This is a genomic window from Acidovorax sp. NN32, assembly GCF_057597245.1.
Window position 1 is genome coordinate 4,588,977 of record NZ_CP199679.1, and the last position, 13,440, is coordinate 4,602,416.

The following is a 13,440-nucleotide window of genomic DNA, read 5'->3' on the forward strand; positions in this document are numbered from 1 at the left end:
TTTTAAGCCACCTTGGCAGAACCAGAAAAGAATGAAGACAAGCGCCGCACCACGGCGCGCAGAAACTTGAACAGCACCACCAGCAGCAGTACGGACACCACCACCATCACGACCAACGCAACACCAAACGCCACCGGGTGCTGCGTGGCCAGCCAGACCACGGCAACGACCAGGCCGTCTTCCAAGAACGACAGGCCCCAGTTGGAAAACGGCTCGGGCGAGGTGTTCACCGCCGCGCGCGTGGTCATCTTGGTGGCCATCGACGTGGCCGAAAGCGAGCCCCCCAGCAGCCCCGCGACCACGGCCATGGTGGCGTTGTCGGCGCCAAACACGCCATAGGCCAAGGCGGCGCCCGCAGGCACGCGAATGAAGGCGTGCACGGCATCCCAGGCGCTGTCCACCCAGGGTACCTTGTCGGCAAAAAACTCCACCATCAGCATGAAGCCGCTGACCATCAGCACCAGCGGGTGCTGCAGCATGGCCAGGCCAGGGGGCAGCGGCATCCAGCCCAGCACCCCCATCATGCCGACCAGGAACACCACGGCATACAACCGAAAGCCGCTGGCCCAGCCCAGCGCTGCGGCCAGCGCCAGCAGGCTGGGCATGTCGAGCTTCGCAGTTGCCGTAGCTGCCGCGTCGCCCACGGCGCGCGCAGTGCCGCCATCCACATGCAGACCCAGCGTGTGGAGCCACTGCACGATGTTGAACCAGAGGGTGTCCATGGCCGTTAAGTAGCGATCAGCTCAGCCAGTTGGGCTTGCGCTTGTTCAGGAACGACTGCACACCTTCCTTGCCTTCGTCGCTGGCGCGGATGTCGGCAATGCCCTGCACGGTGGCGGCGATGAGGCCCGCGTTGATTTCACGCTCGGCCACATCCATCACCAATTTTTTGCACACGCGCACAGCGTTGGGGCTGGCGCTGGTGAGGGCCTTGAGCAGTTCGTCCACCTTGGTGTCGAGCTGGTCAGCGACCACGACCTCGTGCACAAAGCCAATGCGCAAGGCTTCGGCCGCGCCAAAACGCTCGGCCGTGAGGAAGTAGCGGTGCGCAGCGCGTGCGCCCATGGCACGGATCACATACGGGCTGATGGTGGCGGGGATGAGCCCCAGCTTCACTTCGCTGAGGCAAAAGCCCGCCGTGTCCACGGCCACGGCCATGTCGCACGCGGCCACCAGGCCCATGCCGCCTGCATATACATCGCCCTGCACACGTGCCACCGTGGGCTTGGGGCACTCGTAGATCACCCGCAGCATCTCGGCCAACTTTCCCGCGTCAGCGATGTTCTCGTCGCGCGTGTAGTCGGCCATGCGGCGCATCCAGTTGAGGTTGGCACCGGCGCAGAAGGCCGGGCCTTCCGCAGCCAGCACCACGGCGCGCACATCGGCACGCCCCCCCACATCGGTGAAGGCGGCGGTGATCTCGGCAATGACCTCATCGCTGAAGGCGTTGCGGATTTCGGGCTGCGTGAGCGTGATGCGCGCCACGGCGCCGGTTTGGGTGATGGACAGGTTCTGGCTCATGGCGTGGACGGGTTTTGCAGGAAGTAGACAAGGTCCAGCTCGGGGCAAGGCTGGCCCAGCGCAGTCAATGCGGCGGTGATCTGACCCCGGTGGTGCGTGCCGTGGTTGAACACATGCGCCAGCGTGGCCGCAAACGGTAGCGATGCCGCTGTGCCGCGCATGGTGGTGTAGTCGAGCGTGCCGCTCCAGCGGTCCGGCTTGAACGAGGCTATCAGCGGCGCCCAGCGGGCCGCGCCCTCGCGCAGCCGGGCATCCAGCCGCGCACGGTCGCTCTCCAGCTCGGCGTCCAGCGCCACCTTGGGCGAAATGCCGTCGGCAAAGCGCACGAACCACAGATGGTGTTCGCCCACCAGCAGGTGGTTGAGCGTGCCGTGGATGCTGTGGAAGAACAAACCCACATCGCGCCGGTAGTCCTCTTCCGGCAGCGCCCGCACGGCATCGAGCAGGCGCACCGTGGCCCACACGTTGTAGCGTGCCAGCTGGGTGAAATGCGCAACAGCGTCCATGGCGGCTCGCAGCGGGTTACATGCGGAACAGGCCGAACTTGGTGTCTTCGATGGGCGCATTGCGCGTGGCGGCCAGCCCCAGCGCCAGCACACGGCGGGTGTCGGCCGGGTCGATCACGCCGTCGTCCCACAAGCGCGCAGTGGCGTAGTAGGGGTGGCCCTGGTCTTCGTATTGACGGCGGATGGGGGCCTTGAAGGCTTCCTCCTCCTCCATGCTCCACTGGCCGCCCTTGCCTTCGATGCCGTCGCGCTTCACCGTGGCCAGCACGCCTGCGGCCTGCTCGCCGCCCATGACGCTGATGCGCGCGTTGGGCCACATCCACAGGAAGCGCGGCGAGTAGGCACGACCGCACATGCCGTAATTGCCCGCGCCAAAACTGCCGCCGATGATGATGGTGAACTTGGGCACACTGGCCGTGGCCACGGCCGTCACCATCTTGGCGCCGTTGCGCGCGATGCCTTCGTTTTCGTACTTGCGGCCCACCATGAAGCCGGTGATGTTCTGCAGGAACACGAGCGGGATCTTGCGCTGGCAGCACAGCTCGATGAAGTGCGCGCCCTTCAAGGCCGACTCGCTGAACAGAATGCCGTTGTTGGCGATGATGCCGACCATCATCCCCTCGATGCGCGCAAAGCCCGTAACCAGTGTGGTGCCGTAGCGGGCCTTGAACTCGTCGAACTCGCTGCCGTCCACGATGCGGGCGATGATCTCGCGCACATCGAACGGCTTGCGCGTGTCCACGGGGATCACGCCATACAGCTCTTCCGCTGCAAATTTAGGAGCTACTGGCGCTTGATCAGCAGCTGCTTCCGCATTGTTTTTATTCAAATTGCGGATGGCATTGCGTGCCAGCTGCAACGCATGCATGTCGTTCTGCGCCAGGTGGTCGGCCACGCCCGACAGGCGCGTGTGCACGTCGCCGCCGCCCAGGTCTTCGGCCGTGACGACCTCGCCCGTCGCAGCCTTCACCAATGGCGGGCCACCCAAAAAGATGGTTCCCTGGTTCTTGACGATGATGGACTCGTCACTCATGGCCGGCACGTAGGCGCCGCCCGCCGTGCACGATCCCATGACCACGGCGATCTGCGCAATGCCCATGGCGCTCATGTTGGCCTGGTTGAAGAAGATGCGGCCGAAGTGGTCGCGATCAGGAAAAACCTCGTCCTGGTTGGGCAGGTTGGCGCCGCCCGAGTCCACCAGGTAGATGCAGGGCAGGTGGTTCTGCTGGGCCACCTCTTGTGCACGCAGGTGCTTCTTGACGGTGAGGGGGTAGTAGGTGCCGCCCTTCACCGTAGCGTCGTTGCACACGATCATGCAGTCCACACCACTCACGCGGCCAATGCCCGCGATGAGCCCCGCGCTGGGCGCATCGTTGTTGTACATGTTCAGCGCGGCCAGCGGCGCCAGTTCGAGGAACGGCGTTCCCGGGTCCAGCAGCATCTGCACGCGCTCGCGCGGCAGCAGCTTGCCCCGCGCCGTGTGCTTGGCGCGGGCCGCCTCACCGCCGCCCTGGGCGACCTTGTCGAGCTGGGCGCGCAGGTCATCCACCAGCGTGCGCATGGCGGCGGCGTTGGCCAGAAAGTCCGCCGAGCGGGCGTTGAGTTGGGTGTCGAGAATGGTCATACGTTCTTGCTCTCTCAAGCGGTTTTATCTTCAACCAGCCCCAGCTGGTCTTTCATCTCGTCGCGGATCTTGAACTTCTGGATCTTGCCCGTCACCGTCATCGGAAAGCTGGTGACAAAGCGGATGTAGCGCGGCACCTTGTAGTGCGCGATCTGGCCCTTGCAGAAGGCGCGGATGTCGTCCTCGGTGGGCTGGGTGCCGGGCTTGGCAATGATCCAGGCGCAGAGTTCCTCGCCGTATTTCTGGTCGGGCACGCCCACCACCTGCACGTCCTGCACCTGCGGGTGGCGGTACAAAAACTCTTCAATCTCGCGCGGGTAGATGTTCTCGCCGCCACGGATCACCATGTCCTTGATGCGGCCAACGATGTTCACGTAGCCCTCGGCGTCCATGGTGGCGAGGTCACCGGTGTGCATCCAGCCGCCTTCGTCAATCGCCTCGCGGGTCTTGGCCGGGTCGCCCCAGTAGCCGTGCATGACGGAATAGCCTTTGGTGCAGAACTCGCCCCGCTGGCCGATGGGCACCACCGCCCCACTGTCGGGGTCCACGATCTTGATCTCCAGGTGCGGCTGCACCTGGCCCACGGTGGAGACGCGCTTGTCCAGCGGCGTGTCGGTGCTGCTCTGGCAGCTCACGGGGCTGGTCTCGGTCATGCCGTAGGCAATGGTGATTTGGCGAAGGTTCATCTGCTCCACCACACGCTTCATCACCTCGGTGGGGCAGGGCGAACCCGCCATGATGCCGGTGCGCAGGGTGCTGAGGTTGAACTCGGCAAAACGCGGGTGGTCCAGCTCCGCGATGAACATGGTGGGCACGCCGTGCAGGCCGGTGCAGCACTCGTCCTGCACCGCCTGCAGCACGGTCAGCGGGTCAAACCCGTCGTTGGGGTACACGATGGTGGCGCCGTGCGTCAGGCAGGCCAGGTTGCCCAGCACCATGCCGAAGCAGTGGTACAGCGGCACGGGGATGCACAGGCGGTCTTCGGGCGTGAGCTTCATGCACTCGCCAATGAAGAAACCGTTGTTCAGGATGTTGCGGTGCGTGAGCGTGGCGCCCTTGGGGAAGCCGGTGGTGCCGCTGGTGAACTGGATGTTGATGGGGTCGGTGGCCTTCAACGTGGCTGCGATCTGCGCCAGGCGCGGGTCGGCTGCGTTGCCGCGTGCCAGCAGGTCGGTAAAACGCATCAGGCCCGGTTCGTCGGCGCCCTGCCCCGCCTCATCGATCCACACTACGGTGTTCAGGTGGGGCAGCTTCACGGAGCCCAGCTGGCCCGGCAGCTGGTGGTGCCACTCGGGCGCCAGCTCGCGCAGCATGCCCAGGTAGTCGCTGGTCTTGAAGCGGGCCATGGTCACCAGCAGCTTGCAGCCCACCTTGTTGAGCGCGTATTCCACCTCGGACGTGCGGTAGGCCGGGTTAATGTTGACCAGCACCAGGCCCACCTGCGCGGTGGCCAGCTGCATCAGCACCCATTCGGCGTTGTTGTGCGACCAGATGCCCACGCGGTCGCCGGGGGTGAGCCCCATGCCCAGCAGCGCGCTCGCCAGGCGGTGGGCTTCGGTCTGCAGCTGGGCGTAGGTGGTGCGGCGGCCCTGGTGCACGCTGACCAGCGCCTCGCGGTCGGGCTGGCGGGCCACCATATCGGCAAAAAAGGCGCCGATGGTCTGCTCGATCAGGGGAACGTCGGTGGCGCCACGGGCGTGGCTGTCCACCAGCGGTGCGAAGTTCGTTGCGGCTGCACTCGTCACGGGTTTGTCTCCTCGGCTCTGTCATGCGGCCTGCGCCGCAAGAACATGCGGGCGGGCGATCCGTAAGCATAGAAGCCTGAACCCCTGGCGGGTGGACACAATGGTTGCAAATCGTGCCACGGCTGGCACACTCTGTGGCGTGAAGACCACCGCCCCCGCCGACCATCGTCTCCCAACCACTCTATCTGCCCCTGCCGCAACGCCCATCGCCTTTGTGCGTGCCATTGTTCTGGCGTACGAGCAGCGCGGCCTGAGCCCGGAACGCGCCCTGGCCCAGGCACAGATTGCGCCGCAGCTGCTGCCCGACGACAGCGCCCGCATCACCGCCTGGCAGATGGAGCAGATCTCCGACGCCGCCATGCAGGAGCTGGACGACGAAGCCCTGGGCTGGTTCAGTCGCCGCCTGCCCTGGGGCAGCTACGGCATGCTGGCGCGTGCCAGCATCAGCTCGCCCACGCTGCAGGTGGCCCTGGCCCGCTGGTGCCGCCACCACGGCCTGCTGGCGGACGACATTGCGCTGCACCTCACCACTCAGGGCGACACCGCCACCCTGGCCATCACCGAGGCCCGCGACCTGGGTGCGCTGCGCGAGTTCTGCCTGGTCTCCGTATTGCGCAACGCGCACGGCCTGGCCTGCTGGATGGTGGACTCGCGCATCCCCCTCATCGCTGCCGAATTTGCGTTTGACGCACCGCCGCACGCCGATGCGTACGCCGTGCTGTTCCGCGGCCCCGTCACCTTCCACGCGCCACGCACCGCCATCCACTTCGACGCCCGCTACCTGCACCTGCCCCTGCGCCGCGACGAACAGGCCCTGCGCCAGATGCTGCAGCACGCCCTGCCCCTGACGGTGCTGCACTACCGCCGCGACCGCCTGCTGGTGCAGCGCGTGCGCCAGCTGCTGGCCGCGCCCCTGCCCGGCCAGCCGGCCCACGCCCTGCCCCAGCACAGCGCCGAATCGCTGGCCGCGCTGCTGCATGTCTCGCCACGCACGCTGCACCGGCAGTTGAAGGAAGAAGGCGCCACGCTGCAGGGCTTGAAAGACGAGGTTCGCCGCACCCGCGCGGTGGAGCTGCTGCACCGCACACAGCGGCCCATCAAGCAGGTGGCGGAGGCAGCGGGGTTTGAGAACGAGAAGAGTTTTATCCGGGCGTTCCGGGGGTGGACGGGGCAGTCGCCGGCGGAGTTTCGGCGCCAAGCGAGCCCAGCGTGATAGGAAGTGGCCCAATGGCGCGATCTGCACCCTGCATGGCTGCCACGGGGCTGCGTCCGCAGCCAGCCACCACTACACTGACCAGCGCTCCCGCCCGCCCTCTTGCCGCTTGCCGCTTGCCTTCATGCTCCACCTCCACCACTGCATCAGCGCCCGCTCCTTCCGTCCCCTGTGGATGCTCGAAGAGCTGCAACTGCCCTACCAGCTCCACATGCTGCCCTTCCCGCCCCGCGCCAAGGCCCGGTGGTTTCTGGACGAGAACCCGCTGGGCACGGTGCCGCTGCTGGTGCAGGGCGATGTGCGCATGACCGAATCGGCGGCCATGTGCCAGTACCTGGCCGCCACGCACCCCGACGCGGGGCTGGATGTGGCGCCCACACACCCGGCGTATGGCGCGTACCTGAACTGGCTGCACATGAGCGATGCGACGCTGACCTTTCCGCAGACACTGGTGCTGCGCTATGGCCGGTTTGAGACCGCAGAGCGCAAGCTACCGCAGGTGGTGGAGGACTACAGCCGCTGGTTCCTGGCCCGGCTGCGCGCGGTAGAAACCGCGATGACCCACGGCCGCAGCGACTATCTGTGCGCGGGCCGCTTTACGGCTGCGGATGTGGCCGTGGGGTATGCGCTGCTGCTGGCGCAGCACCTGGGGCTAGACGCGCAGTTTGGGCCCGCCACGCAGGCCTATTGGCAGCGGTTGCAACTGCGCCCCGGCTACCAGCGGGCGATGGCCGCACAGACGGAGGCGGCCCAAGACCAGGACGTGCCCACCACCCCGGCCCCCGACACCAAACCGTGATGCGGAGGTGGGGGCTAGTGTGGTGTTGCACGCTATCCGGCCCTTAAAACCGCGTCTTTTCGGCCAGGGCTGCGTTGCAATTCCTCGCGATACCTATTGGTATCGCTGTGGTTTGCGCCTTGCCCTGACCAAAAATCCATCGGTTTTCAATGTGCCGTCAAGCGTGCAACACCACACTAGGGGCTAGCCGGGCTCACGCGGCTACTCGGACTTCGCTGGTGTAGATGCAGGTCCGGGCGTGGGTGAATGTGTCGTCGGAGCCTGCCGCGCCAGCGACTGCACCAGTGCGCGGAACTCCGGCGAGTGGCGCAGCACGCTGCCACCTGCCTCGATGAGGTCTGTGACTTCTTCCGACGTGATGGAGAACGCCGTGGGCACCTGCAGCAGGCGGCGGCGCGCCACGTCGTCGTGGGCATCGCGCAGGTTGACGGAAATGACATGGACCTCGGCACCGGGCGCAAAGGCATCGCTGCTGCCGGTGGGGCCCGCCGCCAGCGACTGGCGCCACTGCTGGGTGATGTCGCGCAAGAACTCCTGCGTCTCGCGCGTGGCGCGGGCGCCGGTGCCAAACAGCAGCGAGTCCACCACCTGGGCCATGTTGGGCACCTTGTCGCTCATGTCGATGTTCTCGGATGGGTCGCGCTCGGCGTTGACGGTGACGAGCACCAGCTTGCGGATGGTGCCGGGGGGGATGCCCACTTCGCTGAAGGTTTCGCGCAGTCCGCCACCGGCCAGGGCCCGGTCGAGCAGGCGCTGCACGCCCAGGTTGTCGGCCAGGCCGCCATCCACCAGGTGGATGTAGGGGCGGCGCTGCGCGTCCAGATAGCTCAACTCATGCGCGCGGTACAGGCGCGCGCGGTAGTCGCCGCCCGCAGCCAGGGAGGCAGCGCGGGACACGGTCTGGTACTGGGGGCACTGGTCGGCGTAGTTCTTGAGGGTGACGGGGCTCAGCAGCAGTGGTACGGCGGACGATGCCGCCACCGCGAACGACAGCGGCACCTTGCGCAGGTCGGAGCAGATCAGCGCGAACTGGTCCCACGTGAATTCAAAGCCAGTGCCCAACGACATGTCGGTGGCGGTGATGAACAGCTGCGGGTGGCGCGGGCGCCGCGCCACATCGCCAAAGGTGCGCCCGCCATACAGCTCGTCCAGCCGCCGCGCGAGTAGGTGCGTGCGGCCGAACCAGGGCGAGGTCAGGTCCACCAGGTTGCCGGGGCGCAGGGCTTGGGTGATGAGGCTGTTCTGGAAGTTCTGGCGCAGAAAGTCCTGCTCGAAGCGGGGCAGCCCCTCGATGCCGTGTGCCGCCAGGTAAGCGGCCACGATGCTGCCGCCCGAGACGCCGCTGATCACATCGGTGGCGTCGAGCAGCGTGGTGGGGCGCCCGTTCCAGTCAAAGCGCGTGGCCTGCATTTCAGTGAGCACGCCAAAGCCGAAGGCCGCCGCCCGCGCACCGCCGCCCGAGAGCGTGACGGCCACCAGGATGGTGGGGTCGCGCTCGGACTTGCGCTCGGGGATGGACTGGTCTTCGGGCTTCAGGGGTTCGTTGATCCAGGGCCGCACCGACGAGCAGCCCGCCAGCAGGGCCAGGGCCGCCACCACGGCGCATTGCCGCATCCACGACTTCATGCGTTGTACCGGCATTGCGCTTCTCCCATGGTTACAGGGCTGTTGGGAATCTTCTTGCCTGTGTCAGCAGCCCAGCAGCGCAGGCAACTCGGCCATGCTGCGAAACACCTGCGCTGCGCCAGCGGCACGCAGGGCCTCGCCATCGTCCAGCGGCGCATAGGCAAACACCGTGGCGCCTGCGGCCACGCCAGCGGTCACGCCCGTCACGGTGTCTTCCACCACGGCACAGCGCCCGGGCGCCACCTGCAGGGCCGCAGCCGCCGCCAGGTAGACGTCGGGGGCGGGCTTGGTGGCGGGCATCTCGTGGCCGCTGAACACCCGCCCGGCAAAGTACGGCGTGAGCCCCACCTTGGCCAGCTGCATTTCGACCTTGTGCCGGTCGGCGCCCGAGGCGCAGGCAATGCGCCCGCCGTGGTGGGCGTGCACCCTTTTGATGGTGCCGTGGATGTGTTCGATGGCGGTGAGGCGCTGGTCCAGCTCGGCATTGCGCCGCGCATAGAAGTCGGCCATCCATGCATCGGTCAGCGGGCGGCCAGTGTGGGCCTCGATGCGGGCGGCCTCGCTGCGCACCGTTTTGCCGATAAAGATGCGCATGCATTCGTCGGCACTCAGGGCCCAGCCCGCTTCGTTGAGCATGTCGCGCAGCACGCCGTTGGTGATGGGTTCGCTGTCGACCAGCACACCATCGCAGTCAAACAAGATTGCTTCAAATTTCATAGCTACTCGCGCTTATTGGTAAAGCGCTGGAGGTCATTTTTATTCAAATTTTCAGGAATGGATATCGCCATCCACATAGAACCAGCGCCCGCCTTCGCGCACGAAGCGGCTGGTCTCGTGCAGGCGCACGGCGCGGCCGCCCACGCGGTGGCGCGCGACGAACTCCACCTCGGCGCGGTCTTCGCCCGTGCTGCGGTGGCTGCGCACTTCCAGCCCCAGCCACTTCGTGCCGGGGTCGAAATCGAGGTCCGCTGGCCGGGTGCTGGGGTGCCAGGTGGCCTGCAGGTAGTCGCCACGTTCGAGGACAAAGGCGGTGTAGCGTGACCGCATGAGGCTCTCGGCGTCGGGCGCGGCTGCGTCGTCCCAGTGGTCAAGGTAGCGGCCGCAGCAGTCCCCATAGGACAAGGCCGCAGCCTTGGCGCTTTTGCCGGGTGCGGCTTGGGTACGGCCGCAGGGGCAGGGGTCGTTATGGTTCATGGACGGGTGCAGGAAGGCACGCAGGCGATGCGCGCGCCCCACCGATGGAAACGGGCGCTGCGCGAGGCGAGTGCACCCGTGGAACTGGCTTTGCCAGGCCACTGGGTGCGTCCCCCTCCCGCGCAGCGAGAGAGAGGGATGGCGCGAAGCGACTCAGGGGGAGCTTCATCTCAGCGCACCAAAGACCTTGCGGGCGATGGCGCTGCCTGCACCGGCCGGATTCTGACGGATGCGGCGCTCTTCCTCGCCGATCATGAAGTACAGGCCGTCGAGCGTCTTGCCGGTGACGTACTGCGCAAGGTTGGCCTCCTCGGGTTTGAGCAGGCCAAAGCTCGCTGCCTTGCCCGCAAAGGCGTTGTACTTCTGGGTCAGGCCGACTTTTTCGGTGGCCTGGTTCACCACGGGCAGGAAGCGTTCGGAGAGCGGCGTGCGCGTCTTGTCGGCAAAAAAGGCGGTGACCGAGGTGCTGCCGCCAGTCAGGATGTTCTTGGCATCGGTCACCGTCATCTTCTGCACGGCGCCCACCAGCAGGTCTTTGCCCATGGGCACGGCGGCTTCGGCGGCGCGGTTGATGGAGGTGACCAGCTCGTCGATGCGCCGCCCCTGGCCCAGCGACTTCATGACCTTGGCGGCGTCGTCCAGGGAGCCCGGCAGGCCGATGCGCACCTGGGGGTTGCCCAGAAACCCGTCAGGCCGCCCCAGCAGGGCGACCGCCGCCTGGGCGCCCTGGCCCAGCGCGGCTTTGAGGCCGCTGGCGGCATCGGCATTGGTAAGGTCACCCAGCGACAGGGCCCAGGCCCGCTGGCCGGTGGCGCACAGCAGGGCAGCCACGAGGCTGGTTTGGTGAAATTGGCGACGTTGCATGGTGCGGTACTTTCGGTGGGGGACGGCAGATGATGCCCACTCGGCCACCACTGCAGTGAGTGGCGCACTGTGCCGGAGCCGTGCGGGGAATTGCCGGGATTTTCGCTCAGCGAATGAGGGGCAAGCCGCACGCCGTAGACTGCCCCCACCCAAGCATCCAACAAGGAACCTTGCAATGTGGCAAATGAGCGTGCCGTGGTGGGAGTTTGTGCTGCGCGGCGTGGTGGTGTACCTGTTCTTGCTGGTGTTCATGCGCCTGTCGGGCAAGCGGCAGACGGGGCAGTACGAGCCGTTTGACCTGATCCTGTTGCTGATCCTGTCGAACGCGGTGCAGAACTCGATGAACGCGGGCGACAACTCGCTGGTGGGCGGGCTGATCTCGGCCAGCACGCTCATGCTGCTGCATGTGGCGCTGGCGCGGTTGGCGTTCCACTTCCCGCGCATCGGGCGCTGGGTGGACGGCAAGGCCCAGGTGCTGATCCACCAGGGCGAACTGAACCAGGCGCTGATGCGCAAGGAGCTGCTGACCCGCGACGACGTGGAGGCCGCACTGCGCGCAGGCGGCTGCCTGCACGCGCACGAAGTGGAACGCGCCACCATCGAGACCAACGGGCAGATCACCGTAGTGCTGCGCCGTCGTGGCGAGGTTGGCTGACCCGCCCCGCGCCCACCCCAACGGTCTGCCCCCTCACCGCCCCTCACAACCCACGCGACTTACACGACCCGATATGACTGCACTGAACGTTCTGGGCACCTTGCTGATGCCCTGCTCCTACGACCCACTGACCGGCTACTACCGCGACGGCTGCTGCAACACCGACGAGCAAGACCACGGCACCCACGTGATCTGCGCACGCATGACACAGGCGTTTCTGGACTTTTCGCTGTCGCGGGGCAACGACCTCATCACCCCCCGGCCCGAGTCCCGCTTTGCAGGGCTGCAGCCCAACAACCGCTGGTGCCTGTGCGTCTTGCGCTGGAAGGAGGCCTACGAGGCGGGTGTGGCGCCTCCCGTGATCCTGGAATGCACACATGCGCGCGCGCTGGAGTTCGTGACGCTGGCGCAATTGCAAAGCACGGCGTTGTCCTAGGCTCAGTTTTGCGTGTAGCAGGTCTTGTTGGGCAGAACGGTGTCCACGTAGCTCTCCACACTGACCGCCGTTGGGAAGGCCGTGGGTATCTGGTCGCCAAAGATGCACAGGCGGCTCCCCTTGCGGGCCCAGACGGCACGCGATGTCAGGCCTGACGGCTGGGTCCACAAGCCCCAGAACGCGGTCAGCGTAGCCGTACTGCCGTTACGGTCGAACGCCACATTGCCCACATCGGTCAGAGGGCCTGCCACCGTGCCAGCGCCCGTGCAGTTGGCGTCAGCATAGGTGGCCACACCGATCTGTCCCGTCACGCGATTGTCCCCCTGGCGGGTGATGCGCCAGAGCGAGCGGCCCCAGGTGCCGGGCCGCACCACTACGCACAGCTCCTGCTTCCAGTCGCCTTCGGGCAAGGCCACCACCGTGCCGCAGCTCACCTCCACCGAGCCCACGTTGGCAGAGATCACGCTGCCGGAGCCATTGCGCACCGTGCAGCTCTGGCCGGAAGGCTGCGTGCGCACGGTGACCGCATAGCGCGTGCCGCCGGCCAGCGCAGTGCCGAACGTGAAGCCGCCGTTGCTGGAGACCGAGAGGTCATCGCCCCCGTTGTTCTGCAGCACCAGCGTGCCACCCGCCAGACCGGTCACTGAACCGCCAACCGTGTAGGTGGCGGCCGCCAGGTTTTCGCAGCGCACCTGCACGTTGCTGACGTTGGCGGTGGCGATGCCCGTGCCCTGGGTCACCGTGCATCGCTGGCCGCTGGGCTGGGTTTTGACGGTGACGGCATAGGCAATGCCACTGTCCAGGCGCGTCACGAAGACGAAGTTGCCGTTGGCATTGATCGTCAGGTCGTCCTTGCCGGTGTTTTGCAGCGTCACCGTCTTGCCAGCGCCCAGGCCCGTGACCGCACCGCCAATGCTGAACGCGCCTGCGGTAGGCGGCGGCGTGCCATTGTTGTCATCGTCACTACCGCCACAACCCACCAGCAAGGCGGCCGCCAAGCCCAGGGGTGCCCAGCGGAAGAGGGGCCGTACGGAGTGCCCAGTGCGCCCAGCACCCGTTGCGCTTGCTTGTCGTGTCATGAACAGAAACCTCTTGATCGTGAATGAAGGGCGGATTCTGTGCAGCACCTCCTGCGGTACGGAACCCTACCCTGGTAGGGTTTGCGCGCCGTCCATCCTGCTCAACACTTGGCAGAATTTGCCCTGCCTCCGCGCTGTCAGCGCGCCTGCGCCGCAAGGCGTAGCCACCCTCTCCCAC

14 protein-coding genes are annotated in these 13,440 nt (G+C 66.5%); 4 read left to right on the forward strand and 10 right to left on the reverse strand.

Going from position 1 to position 13,440, the window contains the following annotated elements:
• Positions 1 to 2: 2 nt before the first annotated feature.
• From ACT89O_RS21095 to ACT89O_RS21115, 5 genes are read right to left on the reverse strand one after another with little or no spacing between them, the layout of a single operon-like run.
• Complete coding sequence (locus ACT89O_RS21095) at positions 3 to 722, reverse strand: DUF4126 domain-containing protein (RefSeq protein ID WP_218301621.1); 720 nt, start codon at positions 720 to 722, stop codon at positions 3 to 5.
• Positions 723 to 738: 16 nt separating this feature from the next.
• On the reverse strand, positions 739 to 1,521 hold the full coding sequence (locus ACT89O_RS21100) for an enoyl-CoA hydratase/isomerase family protein (RefSeq protein WP_487261096.1): 783 nt from the start codon (positions 1,519 to 1,521) through the stop codon (positions 739 to 741).
• Complete coding sequence (locus ACT89O_RS21105; protein WP_487261097.1) at positions 1,518 to 2,027, reverse strand: DinB family protein; 510 nt, start codon at positions 2,025 to 2,027, stop codon at positions 1,518 to 1,520. Before ACT89O_RS21105 ends, ACT89O_RS21100 begins: the two co-directional genes overlap by 4 nt.
• Positions 2,028 to 2,043: 16 nt before the next feature.
• Entirely contained in the window at positions 2,044 to 3,651 is a 1,608-nt protein-coding gene (locus ACT89O_RS21110; RefSeq protein WP_487261098.1) for a carboxyl transferase domain-containing protein, read from the reverse strand.
• Positions 3,652 to 3,665: 14 nt separating this feature from the next.
• The gene (locus ACT89O_RS21115; protein ID WP_487261099.1) at positions 3,666 to 5,396 is read right to left on the reverse strand and encodes an AMP-binding protein; all 1,731 of its coding nucleotides are present in this window, start codon (positions 5,394 to 5,396) and stop codon (positions 3,666 to 3,668) included.
• Positions 5,397 to 5,496: 100 nt separating this feature from the next.
• Between ACT89O_RS21115 and ACT89O_RS21120 the strand changes: the two genes are divergently transcribed.
• Entirely contained in the window at positions 5,497 to 6,609 is a 1,113-nt protein-coding gene (locus ACT89O_RS21120) for an AraC family transcriptional regulator (protein ID WP_487261100.1), read from the forward strand.
• Positions 6,610 to 6,733: 124 nt separating this feature from the next.
• Complete coding sequence (locus tag ACT89O_RS21125; RefSeq protein ID WP_487261101.1) at positions 6,734 to 7,408, forward strand: glutathione S-transferase family protein; 675 nt, start codon at positions 6,734 to 6,736, stop codon at positions 7,406 to 7,408.
• A 201-nt stretch (positions 7,409 to 7,609) separates the two neighbouring features.
• Here ACT89O_RS21125 and ACT89O_RS21130 read toward each other — a convergent pair whose 3' ends face one another.
• The 4 genes from ACT89O_RS21130 to ACT89O_RS21145 form a co-directional block, all read right to left on the reverse strand.
• Positions 7,610 to 9,049: a patatin-like phospholipase family protein gene (locus ACT89O_RS21130; RefSeq protein WP_487261102.1), complete on the reverse strand. Its 1,440-nt coding sequence runs from the start codon at positions 9,047 to 9,049 to the stop codon at positions 7,610 to 7,612.
• 48 nt (positions 9,050 to 9,097) lie between these two features.
• Positions 9,098 to 9,751: an HAD family hydrolase gene (locus ACT89O_RS21135; RefSeq protein ID WP_487261103.1), complete on the reverse strand. Its 654-nt coding sequence runs from the start codon at positions 9,749 to 9,751 to the stop codon at positions 9,098 to 9,100.
• Between the two features lie 51 nt (positions 9,752 to 9,802).
• Positions 9,803 to 10,228: a YchJ family protein gene (locus tag ACT89O_RS21140; RefSeq protein ID WP_487261104.1), complete on the reverse strand. Its 426-nt coding sequence runs from the start codon at positions 10,226 to 10,228 to the stop codon at positions 9,803 to 9,805.
• A 165-nt stretch (positions 10,229 to 10,393) separates the two neighbouring features.
• Positions 10,394 to 11,092 (reverse strand): DUF4197 domain-containing protein, encoded by a 699-nt coding sequence (locus tag ACT89O_RS21145; RefSeq protein WP_055393096.1) that lies wholly within the window; start codon positions 11,090 to 11,092, stop codon positions 10,394 to 10,396.
• 175 nt (positions 11,093 to 11,267) lie between these two features.
• Between ACT89O_RS21145 and ACT89O_RS21150 the strand changes: the two genes are divergently transcribed.
• Entirely contained in the window at positions 11,268 to 11,747 is a 480-nt protein-coding gene (locus tag ACT89O_RS21150; protein WP_121421258.1) for a DUF421 domain-containing protein, read from the forward strand.
• A gap of 73 nt (positions 11,748 to 11,820) precedes the next feature.
• On the forward strand, positions 11,821 to 12,183 hold the full coding sequence (locus tag ACT89O_RS21155; RefSeq protein WP_055393012.1) for a DUF2237 family protein: 363 nt from the start codon (positions 11,821 to 11,823) through the stop codon (positions 12,181 to 12,183).
• Between the two features lie 2 nt (positions 12,184 to 12,185).
• Here ACT89O_RS21155 and ACT89O_RS21160 read toward each other — a convergent pair whose 3' ends face one another.
• Positions 12,186 to 13,262 carry a hypothetical protein gene (locus tag ACT89O_RS21160; protein WP_487261105.1) on the reverse strand — a complete coding sequence of 359 codons (1,077 nt, stop codon included), beginning with the start codon at positions 13,260 to 13,262 and terminating at the stop codon, positions 12,186 to 12,188.
• Between the last annotated feature and the right edge of the window lie 178 nt (positions 13,263 to 13,440).